This is a genomic window from Nocardioides sp. LHD-245, from assembly GCF_030929495.1.
Classification (GTDB): domain Bacteria; phylum Actinomycetota; class Actinomycetes; order Propionibacteriales; family Nocardioidaceae; genus Nocardioides.
In genome coordinates this window covers 155376-180350 of record NZ_JAVFWN010000002.1, presented here as the reverse complement: position 1 = coordinate 180350, position 24975 = coordinate 155376, and the positions used below count along the sequence as shown (strand labels likewise).

The 24975-nt window shown below is 71.3% G+C and carries 19 protein-coding genes; 15 read left to right on the top strand and 4 right to left on the bottom strand.

Going from position 1 to position 24975, the window contains the following annotated elements:
* Positions 1 to 3 precede the first annotated feature (3 nt).
* Positions 4 to 888: an oxygenase MpaB family protein gene (locus tag RB608_RS03485; protein ID WP_308086412.1), complete on the top strand. Its 885-nt coding sequence runs from the start codon at positions 4 to 6 to the stop codon at positions 886 to 888.
* 15 nt (positions 889 to 903) lie between these two features.
* On the opposite strand, the gene RB608_RS03480 is transcribed toward RB608_RS03485, so the two are convergent.
* Together RB608_RS03480 and RB608_RS03475 are read right to left on the bottom strand one after the other, a co-directional pair.
* Entirely contained in the window at positions 904 to 2079 is a 1176-nt protein-coding gene (locus RB608_RS03480) for a class I SAM-dependent methyltransferase (RefSeq protein WP_308086411.1), read from the bottom strand.
* A 13-nt stretch (positions 2080 to 2092) separates the two neighbouring features.
* A complete protein-coding gene (locus RB608_RS03475; RefSeq protein WP_308086410.1) occupies positions 2093 to 4246 on the bottom strand; it encodes an MMPL family transporter in 2154 nt (717 codons plus the stop codon).
* Between the two features lie 203 nt (positions 4247 to 4449).
* Here RB608_RS03475 and groES point away from each other — a divergent pair, with 203 nt between their 5' ends.
* The 5 genes from groES (at position 4450) to RB608_RS03450 (ending at position 10009) form a co-directional block, all read left to right on the top strand.
* On the top strand, positions 4450 to 4743 hold the full coding sequence (gene groES / locus RB608_RS03470; protein ID WP_056710771.1) for a co-chaperone GroES: 294 nt from the start codon (positions 4450 to 4452) through the stop codon (positions 4741 to 4743).
* 92 nt (positions 4744 to 4835) lie between these two features.
* Positions 4836 to 6461, top strand: a complete 1626-nt coding sequence (gene groL / locus RB608_RS03465) for a chaperonin GroEL (protein ID WP_308086409.1) — start codon at positions 4836 to 4838, stop codon at positions 6459 to 6461.
* A gap of 192 nt (positions 6462 to 6653) precedes the next feature.
* Positions 6654 to 7514, top strand: coding sequence for a GNAT family N-acetyltransferase (locus RB608_RS03460; RefSeq protein WP_308086408.1), 861 nt, complete (start codon positions 6654 to 6656; stop codon positions 7512 to 7514).
* An 87-nt stretch (positions 7515 to 7601) separates the two neighbouring features.
* A complete protein-coding gene (locus RB608_RS03455; RefSeq protein ID WP_308086407.1) occupies positions 7602 to 9005 on the top strand; it encodes a cytochrome ubiquinol oxidase subunit I in 1404 nt (467 codons plus the stop codon).
* Positions 9002 to 10009 carry a cytochrome d ubiquinol oxidase subunit II gene (locus RB608_RS03450; protein ID WP_308086406.1) on the top strand — a complete coding sequence of 336 codons (1008 nt, stop codon included), beginning with the start codon at positions 9002 to 9004 and terminating at the stop codon, positions 10007 to 10009. The genes RB608_RS03455 and RB608_RS03450 overlap by 4 nt, the downstream gene beginning before the upstream one ends.
* 15 nt (positions 10010 to 10024) lie before the next feature.
* Here the strand turns inward: RB608_RS03450 and zwf are convergent, their stop codons facing one another.
* A complete protein-coding gene (gene zwf / locus RB608_RS03445) occupies positions 10025 to 11473 on the bottom strand; it encodes a glucose-6-phosphate dehydrogenase (RefSeq protein WP_308086405.1) in 1449 nt (482 codons plus the stop codon).
* A 143-nt stretch (positions 11474 to 11616) separates the two neighbouring features.
* Here zwf and RB608_RS03440 point away from each other — a divergent pair, with 143 nt between their 5' ends.
* The 5 genes from RB608_RS03440 to RB608_RS03420 all read left to right on the top strand — a co-directional run bounded on the left by RB608_RS03440 (position 11617) and on the right by RB608_RS03420 (position 18948).
* A complete protein-coding gene (locus tag RB608_RS03440; protein ID WP_308086404.1) occupies positions 11617 to 14751 on the top strand; it encodes an HtaA domain-containing protein in 3135 nt (1044 codons plus the stop codon).
* Positions 14752 to 14821: 70 nt separating this feature from the next.
* Positions 14822 to 16324, top strand: coding sequence for an IMP dehydrogenase (gene guaB, locus RB608_RS03435; protein WP_308086403.1), 1503 nt, complete (start codon positions 14822 to 14824; stop codon positions 16322 to 16324).
* Between the two features lie 454 nt (positions 16325 to 16778).
* Positions 16779 to 17318 (top strand): Uma2 family endonuclease, encoded by a 540-nt coding sequence (locus RB608_RS03430; RefSeq protein ID WP_308086402.1) that lies wholly within the window; start codon positions 16779 to 16781, stop codon positions 17316 to 17318.
* Positions 17315 to 17815: a GNAT family N-acetyltransferase gene (locus RB608_RS03425; RefSeq protein ID WP_308086401.1), complete on the top strand. Its 501-nt coding sequence runs from the start codon at positions 17315 to 17317 to the stop codon at positions 17813 to 17815. Before RB608_RS03430 ends, RB608_RS03425 begins: the two co-directional genes overlap by 4 nt.
* Before the next feature lie 26 nt (positions 17816 to 17841).
* Entirely contained in the window at positions 17842 to 18948 is a 1107-nt protein-coding gene (locus RB608_RS03420) for a GuaB3 family IMP dehydrogenase-related protein (protein ID WP_282400819.1), read from the top strand.
* A gap of 87 nt (positions 18949 to 19035) precedes the next feature.
* Here the strand turns inward: RB608_RS03420 and RB608_RS03415 are convergent, their stop codons facing one another.
* Positions 19036 to 20067, bottom strand: a complete 1032-nt coding sequence (locus tag RB608_RS03415; RefSeq protein ID WP_308086400.1) for a LacI family DNA-binding transcriptional regulator — start codon at positions 20065 to 20067, stop codon at positions 19036 to 19038.
* 181 nt (positions 20068 to 20248) lie between these two features.
* Between RB608_RS03415 and RB608_RS03410 the strand changes: the two genes are divergently transcribed.
* The 4 genes from RB608_RS03410 to rhaS are packed head-to-tail and all read left to right on the top strand — an operon-like array spanning position 20249 to position 24949.
* Complete coding sequence (locus RB608_RS03410; RefSeq protein ID WP_308086399.1) at positions 20249 to 21796, top strand: sugar ABC transporter ATP-binding protein; 1548 nt, start codon at positions 20249 to 20251, stop codon at positions 21794 to 21796.
* On the top strand, positions 21793 to 22824 hold the full coding sequence (locus tag RB608_RS03405; RefSeq protein ID WP_308086398.1) for an ABC transporter permease: 1032 nt from the start codon (positions 21793 to 21795) through the stop codon (positions 22822 to 22824). The genes RB608_RS03410 and RB608_RS03405 overlap by 4 nt, the downstream gene beginning before the upstream one ends.
* The gene (locus RB608_RS03400) at positions 22821 to 23918 is read left to right on the top strand and encodes an ABC transporter permease (protein ID WP_308086397.1); all 1098 of its coding nucleotides are present in this window, start codon (positions 22821 to 22823) and stop codon (positions 23916 to 23918) included. Before RB608_RS03405 ends, RB608_RS03400 begins: the two co-directional genes overlap by 4 nt.
* A complete protein-coding gene (gene rhaS / locus RB608_RS03395; RefSeq protein WP_308086396.1) occupies positions 23915 to 24949 on the top strand; it encodes a rhamnose ABC transporter substrate-binding protein in 1035 nt (344 codons plus the stop codon). Before RB608_RS03400 ends, rhaS begins: the two co-directional genes overlap by 4 nt.
* The last annotated feature ends 26 nt before the right edge of the window (positions 24950 to 24975 follow it).

The window sequence follows — 24975 nt, the reverse complement described above, 5'->3', positions numbered from 1 at the left end:
GCGATGGACGAGACGCGCAGCGGCGACGGGTACTTCCCCGAAGGGTCGATGCTGCGCTTCGTGCAGTCGCACCGCGCGGTCGGGCAGACCTACGGCCAGCGCGCGCTGATCGTCGGCGCCACGCACCCGGTGCCCTACGTCGGGACCTCGCAGTCGACGCTCGCCAAGGAGCGTCCCTTCGAGCGGCTGGCCCGCACCGCGCTCGCCTTCGAGACCATCTTCTTCGCGCCGCGCGCCGAGGCCGACCGGCTCCTGGCCGCGGTGCACGACCTGCACACCCGGGTCCGGGGCGCCCTGGACCGCGACGAGGGCGACTTCCCCCGCGGCACGCCGTACGACGCCTTCGACCCCGAGCTCATGCTCTGGACGATGGCCATGCTCGCGGACTCCTCCCGGGTCGCGTTCGAGACGCTCGTACGCCCGCTGAGCGCCGCGGAGAAGGAGGACCTGTGGGCCGACTGGGTCCGGTTCGGCGAGCTCTTCGGCATGCCCCGGTCGGTGGCGCCGGCGACGGCTGCGGACTTCGAGCGCTGGATGGCGGACTGGTACGCCTCCGGGCGGATGCACCTGACCGCCGAGGCCCGCGCGGTCGGGCGCGCCATCGCCCACGACATGCCGGTCCCGCTCGTCGCCCGGCCGGGGGTCACGGTGACCAACCTGCTCGTGGTCGGGATGCTGCCCCCGGAGGTACGCCGTCTCTACGACCTGGCCTGGACCCCGGCCCACGCACTCGCCTGGCGCGGGGCCACCGCCTTCGCGCGGAGCTCGCGCCACGTCCTGCCCGCCGGGGTGCGGCGCGGCGACAACGCGGACCTGCACAAGACGGTCATCCGCAGCGAGCGGGCGGTGCTGGCACGCGGCGGTCGCACCATGGAGCTGCCGGAGTAGGGCCGCCCACGAGGTTCACATCGGCTCCACCAGGAGGGCCGTGCCCTCGCCGGCCACCCGGGTCAGCACGACGGTCGCCTCGGCGTCGCCCTGGAGCGACAGCCGCTTGCGCAGCGTCTCCGGGGAGACGTCGACACCACGCTTCTTGATGGTCAGCCGACCGACACCGCGCTCGCGCAGCGCGGCCTTGAGCTGCTTCTCCCGGTAGGGGAGCGGCTCGAGGACGCGGTAGCCGCGGGCGAAGGGCGTGCGGAACGGCCGGTCCGCGGTGACATAGGCGATCTTCGCGTCGACCAGTCCGCCGCCGACCCCTGCGGCCACGGCGGTCACCAGTCCGGCGCGGATCACGGCGCCGTCGGGCTCGTAGAGGTAGCCCCCGACCTCCCGCACCCCGACCGCCCCGACGCCGGGGTCGTCCTCGTCGGTGATCGTGGCCAGGCCGCCGACGCCGATCACTGTCGCGCGGCGGGCGACCGTGGCCGTCCGACCGGCCCACAGTGCGGCCTCCTTGACCTCGCCGTCGTCGCTGACCCACTCGGCCTCGACCCCCTCGGGCACCAGCGAATGCGGGATGCCGGGTGCGACCTTCACGCAGGCGTCGCGGGCGAGCAGGCCCTCGACCCACGACCACGGCGGGGTCCAGTCCTCGACCCGGGAGCTGCGACCGGCCCCCGAGCGCCGGGCGGGGTCGGCGAAGGCCAGGTCGAAGCCGCTGTGGTCGACCGTCGTGGCGTCGGCGACCTGGACGGCGCCGGGCAGGCCCAGCGCGGCCAGGTTCGCCCGCGCGACCGCCACCCGGACCGGGTCGAGGTCGACGCCGGCGCACACGATGCCCGCCTCGGCGGTCGCGACCAGGTCGCCGCCGATGCCACAGCCGAGGTCGACCAGGGTCTGTGCCCCGAACGCCGCGGCCCGGCCCGCGCGGTGCCGGGCGACCCGGATCCTGGTCGCCTGCTCCAGCGCGGCGGGCGTGAAGTACATCCGCGGCGCGAGGTCACCGAACTTCGCGACCGCGCGTCCGCGCAGCTCGACCTGGGTGAGCGCCGTCGCCGCCCGCTCCGGTGTCGTCGTACGACGGAGCGCGGAGCCGGCGGCGAGCGGAGCGGCGCCCTCGGCGACCAGGGCCGTGGCCTCGGCGAGCAGTGTCTGCCCCTCGTCGGTCAGCAGCCACTGGAAGTCGTCGAGGTCCACAACCCCGATCTTGTCAGGCCGTGGGGCTGAGCTCCTTCTCCGGCTCCTCGTCGCGCTTCTCGTCGCCGTGGCCCGGCCACCAGGCGGCGTGGCCCAGCAGCGAGGTCAGCGCCGGCGTGAAGAACATCGACATCACGAACGAGACGATCAGGATGCCGACGGCCAGCGCGAAGCCCATGGACACGATCAGCGTGTTGCCGCCGAGCATCAGCGACGCGAACGTCCCGGCGAGGATCACGCCCGCCGCGGCGATGGTGGGCCCGGCGTGGGTGACGGCCTGAGCCGCGGCGCTGTGCGGGTCGCGGCCCTCCCGTGCCTCCTCGCGCAGGCGCGCGATCATCAAGATGTTGTAGTCGGTGCCGAGTGCGGTGACGAACAGGTAGATGTAGATCGGCAGCATGAAGATCAGCCCCGACTCGCCGCCGATGAACTGGAAGGCGATCACCGTCAGGCCCAGGGTCGCTGCGAAGCCGAGCCCCACGGCGGCCATGAGGAACCACGGCGCCACCAGGCTGCGCAGCAGGAGCGCCAGGATCAGCAGGATGACGGCCGCGGCGACCGGGAAGACGACCTTGTAGTCGCGGGCCATCGCCGCCGACATGTCGGCGAAGATGCCCGGCGTGCCTCCGACGTACGCCTCTGTGCCCTCGGGCGCGGCCGCGTGGGCCGCATCCCGGATCGGACCGTCGACGTTGTCCTGGGCGGCGTCGGAGACGGGGTCGTCGGCCAGGGTGAGGTAGTACTGGTAGGCCGTCCCGTCCGAGGACGGGAGCGGGCCGGTCACCTGGTCGACGCCCTTGGCGTCGCCGAGCGCCGCCTTGAACTCCTCGAGCTGGGTCGGTGTCACGTCGGCGCCCTCGGCGTCGACGAGGACCGGCACCGGCTCCGCGGCGCCCGCGGAGAAGTGCTCCTGGAAGGTCTTCATCGCCTCCGTCGACTCGACGCCCTCCGGCAGGCTGGAGTTGAAGTCGAAGGAGGGGTTGAAGCTGAGGGCGAAGATCGCGAGGATCGTCATGGCGCCGCCCGACACCAGGGCGGTCAGACCGGGACGACGGCCGACCGTGTTGCCCAGCTTGACGAAGGTGCCGTGCTTCGGCTCCTTCTGCCACGACTTCGACGGCCAGAAGAGCGCCTTGCCGAGCAACGAGACGACCGCGGGCACCAGGGTGAGCGCGGCCAGCAGCGTGACGAACACGGCGATCGCGAGGGCGGGCCCGATCGCCCGGAAGATGCTGAGCGAGCTGAGGATCAGCGCCATGAAGGCCACGATCACGGCGCCGCCCGCCGAGGCGATCGCCTCACCGGCCCGGTCGAGGCTGTAGACGACCGAGTCCTTGACCGCGGCGCCCTGGCGCATCCGCTCACGATGCCGGAACAGGAAGAACAGGATGTAGTCGGTGCCGACGCCGTAGAGGACGACGACGAGGATCTGCTGCACCGAGGCGTCGGCCTTGAGCCCGAAGATGTCGTTGGCCCAGGCGATGGCGCCGGTGGCGATCGACGACACGAGACCGACGACCACGATCGGCAGGAGGCAGATCAGCACGCTGCGGAAGATGAGGGCGAGCAGGCCGACGATCAGCACGACCGTGGCGATGGCGACGATGAGCAGCGTGTCCTCGCCGGACTCCTGCGAGTCGAGGCCCTGCGGCACGGCTCCGGTCGCGCGGACCTCGAGGTCGGAGCCCTCGGTCAGCTCGCCGAGCTCGTCACGGAGCTTCTCGGCGTCGTCGAACGCCGCCGCGTCGTAGCCGGTGGCGCCGTCCGCGAGCGGGATGACCGCGAACATCACCGTGCCGTCCTCGGACAGGTTGGGCTCGCCGACCTCGTTCTGGGCGACGACCACCTGCTGGAAGGTCTTCTTGCCCAGGGTCGGGGCGAGCTCCTGCGCGAGGCCCGCGACGGCGGCCTGGTCGTCGGCGGTCAGCGTGCCGCCGTCCTCGCGTTCGATGACGAGGATGGCGCCGGGGGAGAAGGCGTCGGAGAACTTGTCCTCCTGCAGTTGGAGGGCCTGGATCGACTCGTAGTGGTCGGGCAGGAACTCCGAGTTGTCCTGGGTCGACTCCAGGGCGGGTGCCGTGGCGCCCACGATCACGGCGAGCAGCACCCAGGCGCCGATCACATACCAACGGAAACGGGTCACGAAGCGGCCGAGCGCAGCAAACATGTCGAGAACGCTAGTGGTCTGACCCGACGTCAGGTCAACCGACTTTGGTCGTGTTCGTGTCTTCCTGTGGCTGTGCTCTGGCACTCCCTTGCGGAGAGTGCTAGTTTCGTCATTGGCACTCTCGCCGCGAGTGTGCCAGAGCAGGACAGCTGCAGGATGCCCTGCAGGACACACAGACGTCTTAGAAAGTGGAGGTCGACATCGTGTCGGTCAACATCAAGCCGCTCGAGGACCGGATCGTCGTCAAGCCCCTCGAGGCCGAGCAGACCACCGCCTCCGGGCTGGTCATTCCCGACACCGCGAAGGAGAAGCCCCAGGAGGGCGAGGTCCTGGCCATCGGCCCGGGTCGCATCGATGACAACGGCAACCGCGTCCCGCTCGACGTGGCGGTGGGCGACAAGGTCATCTACAGCAAGTACGGCGGCACCGAGGTCAAGTACTCCGGCCAGGAGTACCTCATCCTCTCGGCCCGCGACGTCCTCGCGGTCCTGGCCTGATCCGAGCTTCACGCCGCCCGGGACGTCCCGCACCGCCATCCGGTGCGAGCGGCGTCCCGGGCGTTCGGCTTCCCACACCCAAGGAGTAATCAGTGCCCAAGATCCTGGAGTTCGACGAGAACGCCCGCCGCGCCCTCGAGCGCGGCGTCGACGCCCTCGCCAACACCGTCAAGGTGACCCTCGGCCCCAAGGGCCGCTATGTCGTGCTCGACAAGAAGTGGGGCGCCCCGACCATCACCAACGACGGTGTGACCGTCGCCCGTGAGGTCGAGCTGGACGACCCGTTCGAGAACCTCGGTGCCCAGCTCACCAAGGAGGTCGCGACCAAGACCAACGACGTCGCCGGTGACGGTACGACGACCGCGACCGTGCTGGCCCAGGCGCTGGTGCACGAGGGTCTGCGTGCGGTGGCCGCCGGCGCCAACCCGATGGGCCTCAAGCGGGGCATGGACGCCGCGGCCGGTGCCGTGGCCGACGCCCTCAAGGCCGCCGCCCGCGAGGTCGACGACGAGAAGGACATCGCCTCGGTCGCGACCGTCTCCTCGCGCGACGCCCACATCGGCGAGCTGCTCGCCGAGGCGTTCGGCAAGGTCGGCAAGGACGGGGTCATCACCGTCGAGGAGTCCAACACCCCGTCGACCGAGCTCGAGTTCACCGAGGGCATGCAGTTCGACAAGGGCTACATCTCGGCGTACTTCGTGACCGACGCGGAGCGCCAGGAGGCGGTCCTCGACGACCCGTACGTTCTCATCCACCAGGGCAAGATCGGCGCGATCGCCGACCTGCTGCCGCTGCTGGAGAAGGTCATCGCCGCCGGCAAGCCGCTCTTCATCCTCGCCGAGGACGTCGAGGGCGAGGCGCTCTCCACGCTGGTGGTCAACAAGATCCGCGGCACCTTCAACGCCGTCGCCGTCAAGGCCCCGGCCTTCGGCGACCGCCGCAAGGCGATGCTGCAGGACATCGCGGTCCTCACCGGTGGTCAGGTCATCTCGCCGGAGGTCGGCCTCAAGCTCGACCAGGTGGGTCTCGACGTGCTCGGCCAGGCCCGCCGGATCGTGATCACCAAGGACAACACCACGATCATCGACGGCGCCGGTGACGCCACCGAGGTCGCCGGTCGCGTCGAGCAGATCAAGAAGGAGATCGAGGCCTCGGACTCCGACTGGGACACCGAGAAGCTCCAGGAGCGGCTGGCCAAGCTCTCCGGCGGCGTCGTGGTGATCAAGGTCGGCGCCCACACCGAGGTGGAGCTGAAGGAGAAGAAGCACCGGATCGAGGACGCCGTCTCCGCGACGCGCGCCGCGATCGAGGAGGGCATCGTCTCCGGCGGCGGCTCCGCGCTGGTGCACGCCGTGTCGGTCCTCGCCGACGACCTCGGTCTGACCGGCGACGAGGCGTTCGGCGTCCGGATCGTCCGCAAGGCGGCCGACGAGCCGCTGCGCTGGATCGCCGAGAACGGTGGCGAGAACGGCTACGTGATCACCAACAAGGTCCGCGAGCTCGGTGTCGGCAACGGCTACAACGCCGCAACCGGCGAGTACGGCGACCTCGTGGCCCAGGGCGTCATCGACCCGGTCAAGGTGACCCGCTCGGCCCTGGCCAACGCGGTCTCCGTCGCGGGCATGCTGCTCACCACCGAGGTGCTGGTCGTCGACAAGCCCGAGGATGAGGAGCCCGAGGTGGCCGGTCACGGGCACGGGCACGGCCACGGCCACTGATCCGGCGCAGATTGAATCCGGATCTGACCCGACCCGGCGCAGATTGAACTTTTCGAGTTCAGTCCGCGCCGGGTCGGCGCCGTTTTGAGTTCAACCTGGGCCGGGTCGGTGCTGTCTTGAGTTCAATCTGCGACGGGTCGGTGAAACATCGATGATCGCGCGGCGTGACCTTCGTCCGGCATAGTGAGAGCCATGTTGTGGCGCGTGCGAGCCGGACTGGCCGATCGCCCCGGGGCGCTGGCCGAGGTGGCCGCTGCCTGCGGACGGGCGGGGGTCAACATCGTGACGGTCCAGGTCTTCCCCGAAGGCCCGTCGGTGACCGACGAGCTGGTGCTCCAGGTGCCACCGGAGTGGACCCGCGACCAGCTCCTCGAGCTGGTGGCCCGGGCCGGCGGCGACGCGGTGTCCGCGGCGCCGGTCACCACGGCCGCGCTCGAGGACCAGCCGACCCGTTACGTCCGGGCAGTGCGCCAGATCATCGCCCAGCCGGCGACGTTCCCGGACGTGGCAGCGCACCTGTTCGACGCCGACGTCGCGCCCAGCGCCGGTGCGGACGACGTGCTGGAGATGGTGGTCGGCGGGTCCGCCACGATCCAGATCCGCCGCGACACCCCGTTCACCCCGACCGAGCGCGCCCGGGCCCACGCGCTCGCGGAACTGGTCGGCGAGGTCCTCGACGCCCAGGTGCCGCCGGCCCCCCACCAGCCCGGCACGGGGGACCCCGAGTTCGTCACCACGGGCGAGGTGGTGTCCGCACTGGCGGGTGGCAAGGTCGCCGGCCGGGCGGAGTACGCGCGGGCCGAGGGCGATGCTCCGTGGCCCGTCGACCTGTGGGTCGATCCCGCGTGGCACCGACGAGGTGTCGGCACCCGGCTGCTCGCCGACGTCGCGCGCGCGGCTCGCTCCGCGGGCGCCGATGAGATCGTGCTGACAGCGCCGTCGGACACCAAGGCGGTGCTCCCGATGGTGCTCGCGGCGGGCATGCGCGGCCGGATCCGGATGGCGGGGGAGTCGCTGACGGTGCGGATCGCGCTGAGCGACCTGCGCCGCTGAGCCCACCCGCCGGCGTACCGCCGGATGTGGCGGAAGTGACACCTGCGGCGACTTTGTGAACGTATTCACAAGGGCTACGGTCGAAGGGTGCTGGCCCCCGACGTCGTCACCGCCCTCACCCACCTCGCCGCCGAGGCCGAACCGGCGGGCCTGCTGCCCGCCCGGCAGCAGATGGCGCTCTCGCTGGGCTGGCACATCGTGTTGGCCTGCTTCGGCGTCGCCTTCCCCGCGATGATCTTCGCGATGCACCTGATCGGGATCCGCCGGAAGGATCCGGTGGCGCTCGAGCTCGCCAAGCGCTGGGCGAAGGTCTCCGCGGTGCTGTTCGCGATCGGCGCCGTGTCCGGCACGGTGCTCAGCTTCGAGATGGGCCTGCTCTGGCCGGGCCTGATGGGCACCTACGGCGACGTCCTGGGCCTGCCGTTCGCGTTCGAGGGGCTGGCGTTCTTCCTCGAGGCGATCTTCCTCGGCATCTACCTCTACGGCTGGGGCCGGATGCCCCCGAAGCGGCATGTGCTGATGGTCCTGCCCATGGCGGTCACTGGCGTCGTCGGTGCCTACTGCGTGCTCGCGGTCAATGCCTGGATGAACGCGCCGACCGGCTTCCGGATCGTCGACGGCGCGGTCACCGACGTCCAGCCGTGGGCGGTGCTCTTCAACCTGCAGACGTTCGTGCAGTTCGCCCACATGTGGGTCGGCGCCTACATGCTGGCCGGCTTCACCATCGCCGGCGTGTACGCCGTCGGCATGCTCCGCGGCCGCCGCGACGCCCATCACCGGCTGGGCTTCCTGGTCCCCTTCGTCTTCGCCTCGATCGCCGCGGTGACCCAGCCCTTCGTCGGGCACGTCCTCGGCTTCGGTCTCGACGAGCGACAGCCCGCCAAGCTCGCGGCCTTCGAGCTGGCCGAGACGACCGAGAGCCCCTCGCCGTTGCGACTGGGCGGGATCCTGGTCGACGGCGAGGTGAAGTACTCGATCGACATCCCCTACCTCGGCTCCCTGATCGCGATGAACTCACCCGACGAGCCGGTGCCCGGTCTCGACACCATCCCCGAAGAGGACCACCCTCCGGTCAACCTGACCCACCTGGCCTTCCAGACCATGGTCGGCATCGGCACCCTGCTCGCGGCCGCCGTCGTGTGGTTCTGGTTCCAGCGCCGACGAGGGCGCGACCTGCTGGAGAGACGCTGGTTCCTCCGCTTCGCGGCCGCGGCCGGGCCGCTGGCCGTCATCGCGCTCGAGGCCGGCTGGATCGCCACGGAGGTCGGTCGTCAGCCATGGATCGTGTACGGCGTCATGCGCACCCCCGAGGCGGTGGGGGACTACTCCGCGAGCCTGTGGTGGCTGCTGGGCATCAGCACCGTCGTCTACACGGCGATGACCGTCGGCGCGGTCGTCGTCCTGCGCTCCATGGCCCGGCGCTGGCGGGCCGGCGACGCCGACCTGCCCAGTCCGTACGCCCCCGAGGTGCCGGCGGGTGAGCACGGATGAGCCTCGAGCTGGCCGTCGCGGCCGCCCTCTTCGTCGGTGTCATCGCGTACGCCGTCCTCGGCGGCGCCGACTTCGGCTCGGGCTTCTTCGACCTCACCGCCGGCAACAGCTCGCGCGGCGCCGAGCTGCGCACGCTCGTCGACCACAGCATCGGCCCGGTCTGGGAGGCCAACCACGTCTGGCTGATCTACGTGCTCGTCATCTGGTGGACCGGCTTCCCCGAGTCCTTCGCCGCCGCGATGTCGACCCTGGTGCTGCCGTTGCTGTTCGCCCTCCTGGGGATCGTGCTGCGCGGCGCGAGCTTCGCCTTCCGCAAGTACGCCGCCACGCTGGCCCAGGCCCGCCTGTTCGGCATCGTGTTCGCCACCTCCTCGATCATCACGCCGTTCTTCCTCGGCACCGTCGCCGGCGGCATCGCGTCCGGCCGGGTGCCGCTCGACGGCACGGGTGAGCGCTGGTCGTCCTGGGTCAACCCGACCTCGTTGTTCGGCGGTGCGATCGCGGTCGGGACCTGCGCCTTCCTCGCCGGCGTCTTCCTGGTCGCCGACGCCCGGCGCAGCGGCCAGGAGCGGCTCGCCGACGAGCTGCGGGTCCGGGCACTCGCCGTCGGTGCGGTCACCGGCGTCGTCGTGTTCGCCGCGCTGGTGCCGATCGACCGCGACGCGCCTACGCTGGCCGCGGGGCTCGAGGGCCGAGCCGCTCCGCTCGTCGCCCTCGCCGCTCTGGCCGGGGCGGCCACCATCGCGCTGCTGTGGACCCGCAGGTACGCCGTCGCGCGGGTCACCGCGGTCCTCGCGGTCGCCGCCGTGGTGTCCGGCTGGGGGGTGGGGCAGTACCCGTGGCTGCTCGTCGACGAGGTCACGATCACGGACGCGGCCGGTGCCACCGCGACCCTGCAGGGTCTGCTCGTCGCGGTCGGGCTCGCGGTCGTGGTCGTGGTCCCGCCGCTGGCGTACCTGTTCCGGCTCACCCAGTCGGAGGAGTGGTCGCGCCCGGGCCACTGAGCACCGTCGGCGCCGTCAGCGGTGGTTGCCGAGCCGCCACCCGCCGAGAGGCAGCTCCAGCGCCGAGGCGGGACCCCACGTCCCGGGGGCGTAGGCCTCCACCGGTGGGCGGCGGTCGAGCACCGGCTGGAAGATCTCCCAGAGCCGGTCGACCTCGTCGGAGCTGATGAACAGCGTCCGGTCGCCGCGCATGACGTCGAGCAGCAGCCGCTCGTAGGCCTCCAGCGGGTCGGCGCCGGGTACGTCGTCGACCAGGTCTAGACGGAACACCCCCTCCACCAGCGCCATGTCGGGCCCGGGCCGCTTGGCGCGTACGTCGATCGCGACGCGCGGCTGGTCGGCGAGCTCGATGACCAGCTCGTTGGGTGCGGGGGTGCCGCCGCCCTCGGGCTTGAGCCAGCGGTGTCGCGGATCGCGGAAGCGCACCGTGATGGTGCGGTTGCCCTCGGCCAGTGCCTTTCCGGTGCGCAGGTAGAACGGGACATCGCGCCAGCGGTCGTTGTCGATCCACATCTCGGCCGCGACGAACGTCTCCACCTCGGAGTCGGCGGCGACGTCGGGCTCGGTGCGGTAGCCGTCGTACTGTCCGAAGACGACGCGCTCGGGATCGAGCGGGCGCACCGCCGAGAAGGCCGCGGCCTTCGCGGCGCGGATGGCGGACGCGCGGAACGCATGCGGGTCCTCCAGCGCGACGAAGCCGAGCAGCTGCGCGAGGTGGGTGGTGACCATGTCGCGCAGGCAGCCGGTGCCCTCGTAGAAGCTGCCGCGGCCCTCGACGGTGAGCCGTTCGGGCACGTCGATCTGCACCGACTCGATGGTGTGCCGGTTCCAGGCGGGCTCGAACAGACCGTTGGCGAAGCGCAGGGCGAGGATGTTCTGCACCGCCTCCTTGCCGAGGAAGTGGTCGATCCGGAAGACCTGGTCCTCGGCGAAGGCCGAGCAGAGCACCTCGTGCAGCTCGCGCGCGGTGGCGAGGTCGGTGCCGAACGGCTTCTCGGCCACCAGCCGGGACCGGTCGACGAGGTCCTCGCGGTCGAGCATCCCGACCATGCCCTTGACGGCTCCGGGCGGCACCGAGAGGTAGAGGAGGCGTCGTACGTCGCGCAGCAGGCAACCGCAGGTCGCGAGGATCCGGTCCTCGGCCTCGGCGACCGCCCGCGCCAGCGCCGTCCCGTCGTCGGCGGAGGACGCGACGAACCGGGTCCGCTCGAGCAGGGGGGCGGCCACGGACTCGTCGACGTCGCCGACGAACTCGGTGAGGGCGTCGCGCACGTGGCGGCGGAAGTCGTCGTCGTCGCCGGGCGCGTGGCGGCCGCTGCCGATCACCTCGAAGTGCTCCGGCAGGCGGCCGGCGGCGGCGAGCCGATAGAGCCCGGGGAAGAGCTTGCGGGCGGCCAGGTCGCCGGTCGCTCCGAAGAGCACGAGCACGTGGGGGGCCAGGGCGTTCCCAGGTTCCGGGGTCACCCGTCCACCTTCCCGGACCCGTCAAGGGGGCGGAATCTTGTCGACAAGATGTCGACAAGACCTTCAGTCATGTCTAAGGTAAGGCTTGCCTATCTTGGAGCGGTCTCGGGTCCTGCTCCTCTCTGTCTCCGAAAGGACCTCCGGTGACCTCGTCGTCGTCCGGGTGGCGCGCACTCGCGCGCCCACCCCTGTTGCTCGTGACCGTGCTCTCCCTGCTGCTCCCGGCCCTGCTGCTCGTCCCACCGCCCGTCCGGGCGGTGGAGGGCGGCGGCCCGGCCGTCGCCATCGTCGACGGCACCGTCGAGTGGGGCGTGCGGGCCTCCTTCCGCAACTACATCGGCCCGGAGGGGGTGACCGTCTCCGACGGCCTCACGCAGAACGACGACGGCGAGTTCGTGTTCGATGTCGCCGACGGCACGTACGACCCCGACAACCACGCGCTGCACCTCGATCTCACCGGCACGGTCGGCTTCAACGCCCACGGCGGCGCGCTGGACATGACCTTCAGCAACCTGGAGGTGACCATCGACGGTGAGGTCCAGGCGATCACCGCCGAGGTGGTGTCCAAGACCCTGGCCGGGGAGGTCGTGGACTACGGCCGCGTTCCTCTCGCCGACCTGGGCATCGCCTCGACCACCCCGACGGTCGGCGCCGAGCGCACCACCTGGACCGATCTGACGGCGACCCTCACCGAGGACGCGGCGCCCGCGTTCTCCGGCTTCTACGGCACCGGTGCCGCTCTCGACCCGGTCACCATCGACTACGTGGGACCGGGCGGCAAGCCGGTCGTCACGGCCGAGCGGATCGTGGTCTCGGGGGCGCCGCAGTACGAGCCCGCCGGCGAGATCGACGGGCTGACCGAGGTGACGAACCTGGTGGCCGACACCGAGCGCGGTGTGCTCCACGTCCAGCACCGTCCCGAGGGTGCCGGGTCCGCCGTACTGCAGGCCTACGACTACGAGACCCTCGCCCCGCTCGACACGCCCACGTTCGGCGCCGCGAACGGTGGCTACCCCGGCATGACTCTCGACGCGGCCACCGGGGCGGTGCTGATGGCCCTGGGCGAGCAGGTCGTGGTTCACGTCTTCGACCCCGCCGCCGGGTACACCGGCGCCGTGGTCGAGCCGGGCGTCGGCGCTGTCCAGGAGATCTCCTACGACGGTCTCTACCGCCGGGTCATCGTCCTCGGCTCCGCGGGCCTGGCGTTGCTGACCGCTTCAGCGCAGGCCCCCGGCTACCAGGTGCAGACCTACACCGGTCTCAGCTTCGAAGGGCGCGAGTCGGTGGCCTCCCGCGCCCGGACCAGCCTGGTGACCACGTCGGCCGGCGTCGCGCCGACGTTCGGCAACGGCGCCCGTGTGATCACGCTGTCCAGCGCGACCTCGACGATGACGGCGGAACCGCTGGAGGGAGTCGCCGACCCGAAGTCGACGCAGCCGGGTGTCTTCGACCAGCCCACGATGGCCTTCCGGGACGACCGCGGTGTGTGGCTGTCGGCGTACACAGGTGATAAGACGCGCCTCGTGTCGGTCGGCGGGAAGTGGACCGGTGGCGAGCGCATCGAGGCCGCCGGCGGCACCTTCCTCGCCGAACGCGTCGAGACGGCGTCCGACTCGGTGCTGATGCTCGACTACTCCGCTCGCAGGTTCCGGGTCTGGAACGGCGACGGCTGGACCGACGTCAGCGTGCCCGGCCTGGGGTCGAACTCGTTCTCCAACTACCTCGGTGCCGACATCGGCACCGACCAGACCGTGTTCGTCGCCAGCACCACCGGCGACGACCGCGTGCTGAAGTACCGGATGGCCGGCCTGGCTCCCGCGGAGGCGACCTCACCCGCGGACCAGATCGTTCGGCTCGGCAAGGACGACACCGCACAGGAGATCAGCCTCGCCGCCGCGTTCACCGGAGCCGACGCGATCCGCTGGCAGACGCGCGGCAGCGCGTCCGGGAAGTGGGCCGACGTGCCCGACGCGACGGGGGAGACGCTGAGCTGGTCGGCGACCAGCGAGGACAACGGCCGACAGTTCCGGGTGCTCGCGACCAACGAGCAGGCGACCAGCGCCTCGGCCGTCGCCGACCTCACCGTCGAGTTCTTCCCGCGCGTGGCGGCGCAGCCCGACAGCGTCACGGTCGCCGAGGGCGAGGACGCCCTGTTCAAGGTGATGCCCTCGGGCTTCCCCTACCCCGACATCACCTGGCAGCGCTGGGTGTCCGGCTTCTGGGAGAACATCAGCGGCGACGACGAGAACGTCGAGATCGACGGTGGGTTCCTCACGGTGCTCGACGCCGACGCCGAGCAGACGGGCACCCGGTTCCGCGCCCGGCTGTCCAATGTGGTCGGCACCACCCCGACCCGAGCCGTCGAGCTGACGGTCGCCACGCCGTCCGCCGTCCGCCGCGAGATCAGCGGCGGCACGCTCACCTGGGGTGTCAAGGAGTCCTTCCGCGACTACCTCGCCGGCCCGATCGCGCACGGCAGCGTCGCCGTCTCCCGCGGTGTCACGCAGAACGCCGACGGCACCTTCACCTTCCCGGTGACCGGCGGCTGGAGCGATCCGGCGCAGGGCACGGCGGAGGTGCGGCTCGGCGGCACGGTCCGCTTCACCGGCCACGACGGCCCGCCGACCTGTGCGGTCGAGCACTCGCCCTGCTTGGCGGTGACGATCAGCGATCCGGTGCTGCGGCTCTCCGGCGCGACCGGCGAGCTGGTCGCCGACGTCGAGTCCAAGGACGAGACGACCCACGAGATCGTGTCCTACCCGGGCGTCGTCCTCGCCGAGGTCGACGCGGCGGGCTGGAAGGCGGTCGGCGACCGGATCGCCGGCGGCGCCCTGCCCGCCAGGCTGACCGGCCCCGGAGCGGCGGCTTTCGCCGGCTTCTACGAGGCAGGGGCGGCGCTCGACCCGATCACCCTGGACGGCGTCCTCGGCACCGACGCGGGCGGTCCCGTGGTCACGCCGCCGCCCGCGGCCGGCAAGGCGGCCGTGGAGCTGGACTGGCGCTTCAAGAAGGCCAAGGTCCGGGTGGGCAAGCGGGCCGTGATCCGGCTCGACGCCCGCCTCGTCGGCATCGCGGGCGCGCACCCGATCGGCCAAGTCGTCGTCCGTGAGGGCGGGAAGGTGCGGGCCACCGGCCAGCTGGCCGTCGACCGCCGGGGCCGGTTGAAGATCCGGCTGCCGCGCCTGGCGAAGGGCCGCCACTTCCTGCGTCTCGAACTGGCCGGCAACGCGACGCAGGAACCTGTGCGGACGGCGTACCGGAGGCTGGTCGTGCGCTAGTGGCGCGCCGCGGTCACGCCCGGTCCGGACCGGGCCGGGCGTGACCCCGATCACCGCCTAGACTGGGAGGGTGGAGGTCCCGGACAAGTTCGCCGCACTCGGTCTCACCTACGACGACGTCCTGCTGCTGCCGGGTCATTCCGACCTGGCGCCGGACGACATCGACACGACCTCGCGGTTGACCCGCGAGATCTCGCTGAGGTCGCCGCTGATCAGCGCCGCGATGGACACCGTGACCGAGTCGCGGATGGCGATCGCGATGGCCCGCCAGGGCGGCATCGGCATCCTGCACCGCAACCTCTCCGCCGAGGAGCAGGCCTACCAGGTCGACCTCGTCAAGCGGACCCAGACCGGGATCATCTCCAACCCGGTCACCATCGGCCCCGACGCGACGCTGGAGGAGCTCGACCGGATCTGCGGCGAGTACCGCGTCTCCGGACTGCCCGTCGTCGACGCCGACAACCGGCTGCTCGGCATCTGCACCAACCGCGACCTGCGCTTCACCCCCGTCGCGGAGTGGGCGACCACCAAGGTCGACGAGGTGATGACGCCGATGCCGCTGTTCACCGGCGACGTGGGCATCAGTCGCGACGACGCCACCGCGCTGCTGCGCAGGCACAAGCGCGAGCGGCTGCCGCTCGTCGACGCCGAAGGGCGCCTCGGCGGCCTGATCACGGTCAAGGACTTCGTGAAGTCCGAGCAGTTCCCGCTCGCCTCCAAGGACGGCGACGGCCGGCTCATGGTCGGCGCCGCCATCGGCTACTTCGGCGACGCCTGGGAGCGGGCCACCGGCCTGATCGAGGCCGGCGTCGACGTGCTCGTCGCCGACACCGCCCACGGTCACGTCACCCTCCTGCTCGACATGGTCCGCCGGCTCAAGTCCGACCCTGCGACCAAGCACGTCCAGGTCATCGGCGGCAATGTCGCCACCCGTGAGGGCGCGCAGGCCTTCGTCGACGCCGGCGCCGACGCGGTCAAGGTCGGTTTCGGTCCCGGCTCGATCTGCACGACGCGGGTCGTCACCGGCTGCGGCGTCCCGCAGATCACGGCCGTCTACGAGGCCGCCCGCGCTGCCGGGCCCGCCGGCGTACCCGTCATCGCGGACGGCGGGCTCCAGCAGTCCGGCGACATCGCCAAGGCGATCGTCGCCGGCGCCGAGTCGGTGATGATCGGCTCGATGCTGGCCGGCTGCGAGGAGTCGCCCGGCGAGGTCGTCTTCCATCAGGGCAAGCAGTACAAGGCCTACCGTGGCATGGGCTCGCTCGGCGCGATGTCCTCGCGTGGCAAGAAGTCCTACTCCAAGGACCGCTACTTCCAGGCCGAGGTCACCAGCGACGACAAGATCGTCCCCGAGGGCATCGAGGGCCGGGTCGCCTACAAAGGCCCGCTCGCCGGCGTCGCCCACCAGCTCCTCGGCGGCCTGTCGCAGTCGATGTTCTACGTCGGCTCGCGAACCATCCCCGAGCTGCGGGAGAAGGGCCGGTTCGTCCGGATCACGTCCGCCTCGCTCAAGGAGAGCCACCCGCACGACATCGAGATGACCGTCGAGGCGCCCAACTACCACCGTTCTTGATGGGCCGAGCGTGTCGCCTATCGAAGGCGGCGCGCAGACCCTTCGGGCCCACGCTTGCCTCCGATGCGCTGCGCGCGGGCGCCACGCTGCCGGCCGCGCGGTCGGCCGCGCGGTCGGCCGGGTACGTGGTGGCGTTTGCGTGGCGGCCACACGGTCGGCTCGCGGAAAGGCTCGGCTCCTCCGCTCCGGTCGCTCGTTCCTCGCTTCCTGCGATCCGTCGCCCTCGCTTCCCGCGATGACCGACATCGCGTTTCAGCCTTCGTCACGCCGCGCTGCCGCGCACGCGGTTGGCTCCCGTAGCCGGCTTCGTTCGCGTGGCGGCCACACGGTCGCTCCCGCGCCTGTGGAGGACGCACACGCGTCCTGACGAACGTCGGTTCACTTCCTGACGACCTGCTCTCGGGTCCATCATGGAAGGAGCACCGATGTGTCCGTCGCACCCGTTGGAGATCACGTGGAGACCCTGCTGCGCATTCCGATGTCGTACGAGGACTACCGTGCGCTGCCCGATCACACGCGGGCGGAGTGGGTCGACGGGGTCGCCGTCATGAGTCCCACAGGGCCTCGACGGCGCCATCAGCGCGCCGCCCGGCGACTGGCGAACCTCCTCGAGGAGGCACTGCCCGGTTGCTGCGTCGACGAGGCGTTCAGCGTCGCCCTGCCCCGCAATCGCGAGCGGTTGCCCGATGTCGTCGTGTTCGACGTCGAGCCGGTGGACGAGGTCCCAATCAGGCAGACGCCGGTCCTCGTCGTCGAGGTGCTCTCGCCGTCGACGCAGGGCGAGGACCTGCTCCGCAAGGCGCCCGAGTACGCCGAGGCGGGGATCGGCCAGTACTGGGTGGTCGACATCGACGCCCGCATCATCGAGGTCCAGGCGAACGTCGACGGTCGCTGGGAGCTCCTGGCCACGGTCGACGGCGCGAGCCCGACCGCCGACGTCCCGGTCGGCGACCACGGCACGGTGCCGCTCGACCTGGCCGCCGTCCTGCGGTGACCCTGGCGGTCCGCCCCTACGCCGACGGCGACTGGCCGGCGGTGGCGGAGATCATCGCCGAGGTGCTGACGGCCGGCGAGACCTACGCGATGCCGGCGCTCGACGACGCCGGAGCTCGCGACTTCTGGCTGGGCCAGCCCGGCGCGGTCGCGGTGGCCGAGGTCGACGGAGTGGTGGTCGGCACGGCGAAGATGGGCCCCAACCGGCCGGCCCAGGGCAGCCACATCGGCACCGCGTCCTTCATGGTGTCGACCGCTGCCCGGGGCGCGGGCGTCGGTCGCGCGCTCGGGCAGCACGTCGTCGCCTGGCACCGCGAGCACGGTTTCGCCGGCATCCAGTTCAACGCGGTCGTGGCCACCAACGAGGCCGCCGTGGCGCTGTGGCGCAGCCTCGGCTTCGAGGTCGTCGGCACCGTCCCGCGAGCCTTCCGGCGCCCCGACGGGAGCCTGGTCGGACTGCACGTCATGTTCCTGGACCTCGCCGGTATGCGGTCCTGACGGACGGCCCCGATATCCTCGTCGGCGTGAGCGACATCGAGATCGGCCGCGCCAAGCGGGCCCGGACGGCGTACTCCTTCGACGACATCGCGATCGTGCCGTCGCGGCGCACGCGTGATCCCGAGGAGGTCAGCGTCGACTGGCAGATCGACGCCTACCGGTTCTCCCTGCCGATCCTCGCGGCGCCGATGGACTCGGTGATGTCCCCGAAGACCGCGATCGACTTCGGTCGCTTCGGCGGCCTGGGCGTGCTCAACCTCGAGGGCCTCTGGACGCGGTACGACGACCCGCAGCCGCTCCTCGACGAGGTCGCCGGGCTGCAGGGGGTCGAGGCCACCCGCCGCCTGCAGGAGATCTACACCGAGCCGATCAAGGCCGAGCTGATCACCGAGCGGCTGCGTGAGATGCGCGACGCCGGCGTCACCGTGGCGGGCTCGCTGTCGCCGCAGCGCACCAAGGAGTTCGCCAAGACGGTGACCGACGCGGGTGTGGACCTGTTCGTCATCCGCGGCACCACCGTCTCGGCCGAGCACGTCTCCAGCCAGGCCGAGCCGCTGAACCTCAAGGAGTTCATCTACGAGCTCGACGTCCCCGTCATCGTCGGTGGCTGTGCCACCCACCAGGCCGCGCTGCACCTGATGCGCACCGGCGCGGCCGGTGTGCTCGTCGGCTTCGGCGGGGGAGCGGCCCACACGACGCGCACCGTGCTCGGCGTCGCCGTCCCGATGGCGAGCGCGGTGGCCGACGTCGCCGCCGCCCGCCGCGACTACCTCGACGAGTCGGGCGGCCGCTACGTCCACGTGATCGCCGACGGCTCGATCGGCACCTCGGGTGATCTCGCCAAGGCGATCGCCTGCGGGGCCGACGCGGTCATGGTCGGCTCGCCGTTCGCGCGTGCCACCGACGCGCCGGGGCGCGGCTTCCACTGGGGCGCCGAGGCGCACCACGCGGACCTGCCGCGCGGCCAGCGGGTGCAGTTCGACCAGATCGGCACGATCGAGGAGATCCTGTTCGGGCCCTCGCGGGTCGCCGACGGCACCATGAACCTGGTCGGCGCCCTCAAGCGCTCGATGGCGACCACGGGCTACACCGAGCTCAAGGAGTTCCAGCGCGTCGAGGTCGTCGCCCACTGACCCCCGCCGGCCGGCGCCGCGGCGTCACCTAGGCCGCCGGAGCCACCGGAGACGGCGGAGCCGGCCTGCGCGCGGTCCGGACTGCGCTCAGCCGGTCGAGCGACGGACCACGAGCTCGGGCTCGAGCACGATGTCGCGCACCTGCGCGGCGGGATCGTCGATGGCGGCGAGCAGCAGGTCGATCGCGGCCCGACCCATCTCTGCCCGCGGCTGGCGCACCGAGCTGAGCGGGATCGCGGCGGAGGCGGCGAAGTCGATGTCGTCGAAGCCGATGATGGCGACGTCCTCGGGGACACGCACCCCGGCCAGCGTCAACGCCTGGAGCACGCCCAGGGCGACGAGGTCGTTGGCCGCGAAGATCGCGTCGGGACGGTCGGGACCGGCGAGCAGGTCCTCCGCGCCGCGCCGCCCGGCGTCGGCGTCCATCGTGCCCGTCTCGACGAAGCGCAGCCGGGCACCGTCGACCGCGTCGACCTCCTCCTGGGCGGCGTGGAGACGGTGCTTGATCTGGGTGAGGCCGCGCGGACCACCGATGAAGGCGATCCTGCGGCGACCGGACTCCAGGAGGTGCTGCGCCGCGAGGCGGCCGCCGCGCACGTCGTCGACGGCGACGGAGGAGAACTCGCGGCTGCCGGTGCGCCGGTCGACGACCACGACGGCGGTGCCGCGCTCCCGCAGCCGGCGCAGGCGCGGGAGCACCTTGCCGACGGGGGTGATGAGCAGACCGCTGACCCGTTGCTCCTCGAAGAGGTCGAGGTAGGTCGACTCGCGCTCGGCGTCCTGGTCGGAGCTGCCGAGGATCAGCGGGCGGCGGTGCTCGGCGAGACGCAGCTCGACCCCGCGGGCGATGTCGGTGAAGAACGGGTTGCGCACGTCGAGGACGACCATGCCGATCGCGCGGTTGGTGCCGGCGCGCAGCTGGCGGGCCGCGTCGTTGCGGACGAAGCCGAGTCGCCCGATGACCTGCTGGACGTGCTCGAGGGTGGCGGGGGAGACCTTCTCCGGCCGGTTGAGCACGTTGGAGACGGTCCCCACCGAGACCCCTGCCGCCGCGGCGACGTCCTTGACGGAGACGCTGCGGCTCGTGTCGCCGTTCGTCGTCGCCTCGCTCGTGGTCACGCTTCCTCCTGTCGTGTGGGGCTCACCCTAGGGCCACCGCAGTGGTCGACCGCTGCATTTGATTCGTTTCAAAAAACTTCGTCGGGGTTCCTTGACGTCTGTGACCACGGTCACCTAGTGTCCGTTACGTCTGCTATTGAAACCTTTCAACGCGCAGATGTCGAGAACCCGAGGGAGTGCGATGCCGGACGACGAGGAGTGCCGCGAGGAGCGGACGCCGACCCTCCAGCTGCGCGACGTCGCGAAGTCGTTCGGTGCCGTGGCCGCGCTGCGCTCCGGAACGCTCGAGGTGCGGCCCGGCTCGATCCACGCCCTGGTCGGCGAGAACGGCGCGGGCAAGTCGACGCTGGTGAAGATCGTCGCCGGCGTGCACCGCCGCGACGCGGGCGAGTTCCGGCTCCTCGGCGAGCCGGTCGACTTCGGCTCGACGGCCGAGTCGAAGGCCGCCGGCGTGGCGGTGATCTACCAGGAGCCGACCCTCTTCCCCGACCTGTCGGTCGCCGAGAACATCTTCATGGGCCGCCACCCGCGCGGCCGCGGTCGCCGCATCGACCGGACCCGGATGTACGCCGAGTCCCACGCCCTCTTCGCCCGGCTCGGCGTCAGCATCGACCCGCGCCGGGTCGCCAACGGCCTCTCCATCGCCGACCAGCAGCTGATCGAGATCGCCAAGGCCATCTCGCTCGACGCGAAGCTGCTGGTGATGGACGAGCCGACCGCGGCACTCAGTGGCAACGAGGTCGCGCGCCTCTTCGCGGTCGCCCGCAGCCTGCGCGACGAGGGCCGGGCCCTGGTGTTCATCTCCCACCGCTTCGACGAGGTCTTCGACCTGTGCGACACCGTCACCGTGATGCGCGACGGGGCCTACGTCTCCACCGCCCGCGTCGCGGAGACCACCGAGGCGGAGATCGTCGCCAAGATGGTGGGCCGCGAGGTGGCCGAGCTGTTCCCCAAGACGCCCGCGCCGCTCGGCGACGTCGTGCTCGAGGTGCGGGGCCTGAGCAGCGCGGGGGAGTTCCACGACGTGTCCTTCCAGGTCCGCGCCGGCGAGATCGTCGGACTGGCGGGCCTCGTCGGAGCCGGCCGCAGCGAGATCGCCCGGGCCGTCTTCGGCGTCGACGGGTACGACGAGGGGACGGTCACCCTCGACGGCCGGGTCGTGCCGAAGGGCAGCCCCCGCCGGGCGATCCGTGCCGGCATGGCGTTCGTCCCCGAGGACCGCCGGCAGCAGGGCCTGGTGATCGAGAGCTCGGTCGCCCGCAATGTCAGCGCGGTGATCCGCGGCGGCCTGGCCCGGGCCGGCCTGCTCACGGCGCGTGCCGAGAACCGGGCGGCCGGCCCGTGGGCGGCGCGGCTGCAGGTGAAGACCAGCGCGCTCGACATGCGTGCCGCCACGATGAGCGGTGGCAACCAGCAGAAGGTCGTCATCGCGAAGTGGCTCGCCACCGGACCGCGGCTGCTCATCATCGACGAGCCGACCCGCGGCATCGACGTCGGCACCAAGGCCGAGGTCCACCGTCTGCTGTCCGATCTCGCCGGCCAGGGCCTGGCGATCGTGATGATCTCCTCCGAGCTGCCCGAGGTGCTCGGCATGGCCGACCGGGTGCTCGTGGTCTGCGAGGGCCGGATCACCGCCGACATCGCGCGGGCCGACGCCACGCCCGAGAACGTCATGGCCGCCGCCACCCGGTCCACCTCCACCGCGACCGCGACCAAGGAGCCGGTATGAGCACGTCCACCCTGGCCCCGTCGCAGGAGAGCCCGGCGACCCGCGCGCTGCACACCGTGCTGCGCTCGCGCGAGCTGGCGATCGTGATCGTGCTCGGCCTGATCATCCTGCTCGCCACCGCGCGGCGCAGCTCGTTCGTGCTGAGCGCGGACGGCTGGCGCGACACCCTGCTGGCGCCGTCGATCCTGCTGCTGCTCGCGGTCGGTCAGATGGTCGTGGTGGTGACCCGCAACGTCGATCTCTCGGTGGGCTCCACGCTCGGCATCACGGCCTACGTCACCGGCAAGATCTTCGTCGCGAATCCCGACATCTCCGTGATCGTGGTGTTCCTCGCCGGCCTCGCCGTCGGGGCCGTGATCGGCGCGATCAACGGCGTGCTCGTCACCCTCTTCAAGGTGCCGGCCCTGGTGATCACGCTGGGCACCATGTACGTCCTGCGCGGCGCGCTGACCCGCGAGGTCGGCAGCGACCGGATGAACGCCCAGGACTACCCCGCACACTTCGAGAAGCTCGGCACCCAGCAGGTGCTGACGATCCCGGTGCTCACCATCATCGCGCTCGTCGTGGTGGCCGCCGTCGGCTACTACCTCCACACGGCGCGTGGCGGACGGGAGCTGTACGCGATCGGCTCCGACCCCGATGCCGCCGACCTCTACGGCCTACCGACCGGGCGTCGGGTGCTCGGCGCCTTCGTGCTCTGCGGTGCCCTGGCCGGTCTGGCAGGCGTCTTCTCCGCCGCCCGGTACGCCACGGCCTTCTCCGGCACCGGCAGCGGCATCGAGCTCCAGGCGGTCGCCGCCGTGGTCATCGGCGGGGTGGCGATCTTCGGCGGCAGCGGCACCGTCTGGGGCGCGGCCATCGGCGCGTTCCTGCTGGTCACCATCAACCGGGCGCTCCCGATCCTCGGCATCAGCGAGTTCTGGCAGGGCGCGGTGGTCGGCGCTCTCATCATCGGCTCGATCGTCCTGGACCGGGTGCTCAGCATCCGCCGCACCCACCAGCTCGTGGAAGCGAGGGACCACGCATGAGCACCGCAACGCCTGTCGCACCCGCGGCAGCGGAGAGCCGCACCTACGCGGCGTACTCCCGCAGCCTGCTCGCCCGCCTGCTGCTCAACCGGGAGGCCGCGGTGATCGCGGCCCTGGTCGTGGTGTTCGTCTACGCCCTGGGCAACGTGCAGTACTTCGACGGCCCGCTGACCATCTACAACCTGCTCAAGGAGTACGCGCCCATCCTGTTGATGGCGCTGCCGATGACGCTGATCATCGTCACCGGCGAGATCGACCTGTCGGTGGCCAGCACCCTCGGCGCCAGCGCCGCGATCACCGGCGTCCTCGTGGTGGACCACGACCTCTCCGTGCCGTCCGCGGCGGTGGTCGCGATCGTCGTCGGCGCGCTGCTCGGAGCCCTCAACGGCTTCTTCGTCGCCTACGTCGGCCTGCCCTCCCTGGCGGTCACCATCGGCAGCCTGGCGCTCTACCGCGGCCTTGCCGAGGGCCTGATCCAGGACAAGCGGATCTCCGGCTTCCCCGGCGCGCTGCGCACCTGGCCGACCGAGCGGATCGGCGACACGCAGTACCCCAACATCATCATCCCGATCATCGTGCTGGCGGTGCTCTTCGGGCTGCTGCTGCACTTCACCAGCTTCGGCCGCAGCGTCTTCGAGATCGGGCTCAGCGACGAGGCGGCCCACTTCTCCGGCGTCAACGTCGCCCGCACCAAGCTGATCCTGTTCACGCTCAGCGGTGCCGTGGCCGCCCTCGCCGGCGTGTACGTCGCCCTCAAGTCCAACTCCGTCGCCACCGACACCGGCGCGGGCTTCGAGCTCAAGGTGATCGCCGGCGTCCTCCTCGGCGGGGTGTCCATCTTCGGCGGCCGCGGCGCGCTGCACGGTGTGATCGCCGGCGTGCTCCTCATCGCCGTCCTCAACTCGGCGCTGCAGCTCGACGGGCAGGGCTCCGAGGTCATCCAGATCATCATCGGCCTGCTGCTCGTCGGTTCGGTGATCGCCTCCAACTTCCTGCCGCGCATCCGGGCTCTGCTTCCGCGGCGGGCCGTGACCCCCGAGGTCACGTCGAAGACGCCGGTCAACGGCGACCACACCCGAAAGGTAGCTCAATGAGGATCAACTCCAAGCGGTTCGCTGCCGGTGCAGCACTGGCGCTGGTCGCCACGCTGGGCCTGGCCGCCTGCGGCAGCGACGACGACGGTGGCTCGGACGGAGGCGGGGGCGGCGGTGACAAGACGACCGTCACCTTCTTGCCGAAGAACCTCGGCAATCCCTACTTCGAGACCAGCGACGCCGGTGGCAAGAAGGCCGTCGAGGAGTTCGGCGGCACCTTCGCCGAGGTCGGTCCCGACACCGCCGGCCCGGACGCCCAGGTGTCCTACATCGACACGGCCGCCGCGCAGGGCGTCAACGCGCTGATCGTCTCGGCCAACGACCCGACCGCGCTGTGCGACTCGCTCAACGCCGCCCGCGACGCCGGCACCAAGGTCGTCACGTTCGACTCCGACACCGACCCCGAGTGCCGCGACCTGTTCATCAACCAGGCCACCGCGGAGGGCATCGCGAAGGTCCAGGTCGACATGATCGCCGAGCAGATCGGCGACGCGGGCGAGATCGCGATCCTCTCGGCGGCGGCGAACGCCACCAACCAGAACGCGTGGATCGACCTCATCGAGGAGGACCTGGCGGCGAACCACCCGAACATCAAGCTCGTCGACACCGTCTACGGCGACGACGACGACCAGACGTCGTTCGACAAGACCGCGGCGCTGCTCGCCGACCACCCGAACCTCAAGGGGATCGTCTCGCCGACGACCGTCGGCATCTCCGCGGCCGCGCGCTACCTGTCGACGTCCGCCTCGAAGGGCAAGGTCGCGCTGACCGGTCTCGGCACGCCGGACCAGATGCGCGACTACGTCAAGGACGGCACCGTCACCGAGTTCGCGCTGTGGAACCCCGAGGAGCTCGGCTACCTCTCGGCGTACGCCGGCAAGGCGCTCGCCGACGGCGACATCACCGGCGCCGAGGGCGACACCTTCGAGGCCGGCGACCTGGGCGAGTTCACCGTCGGCGCGGACAGCACCGTGCTGCTCGGCGACCCGTTCCGCTTCAACGCCGAGAACATCGACGAGTTCCACTTCTGAGCCCGACCGCTCACCAGCTCGATCCG

Coding starts and splice junctions, on each gene's coding strand:
- RB608_RS03450 (WP_308086406.1), top strand. CDS start 9,002: ATGAGCCTCGAGCTGGCCGTCGCGGCCGCCCTCTTCGTCGGTGTCATC.
- rhaS (WP_308086396.1), top strand. CDS start 23,915: ATGAGGATCAACTCCAAGCGGTTCGCTGCCGGTGCAGCACTGGCGCTG.
- RB608_RS03410 (WP_308086399.1), top strand. CDS start 20,249: ATGCCGGACGACGAGGAGTGCCGCGAGGAGCGGACGCCGACCCTCCAG.
- RB608_RS03485 (WP_308086412.1), top strand. CDS start 4: ATGGACGAGACGCGCAGCGGCGACGGGTACTTCCCCGAAGGGTCGATG.
- RB608_RS03475 (WP_308086410.1), bottom strand. CDS start 4,246: ATGTTTGCTGCGCTCGGCCGCTTCGTGACCCGTTTCCGTTGGTATGTG.
- RB608_RS03400 (WP_308086397.1), top strand. CDS start 22,821: ATGAGCACCGCAACGCCTGTCGCACCCGCGGCAGCGGAGAGCCGCACC.
- RB608_RS03405 (WP_308086398.1), top strand. CDS start 21,793: ATGAGCACGTCCACCCTGGCCCCGTCGCAGGAGAGCCCGGCGACCCGC.
- RB608_RS03460 (WP_308086408.1), top strand. CDS start 6,654: ATGTTGTGGCGCGTGCGAGCCGGACTGGCCGATCGCCCCGGGGCGCTG.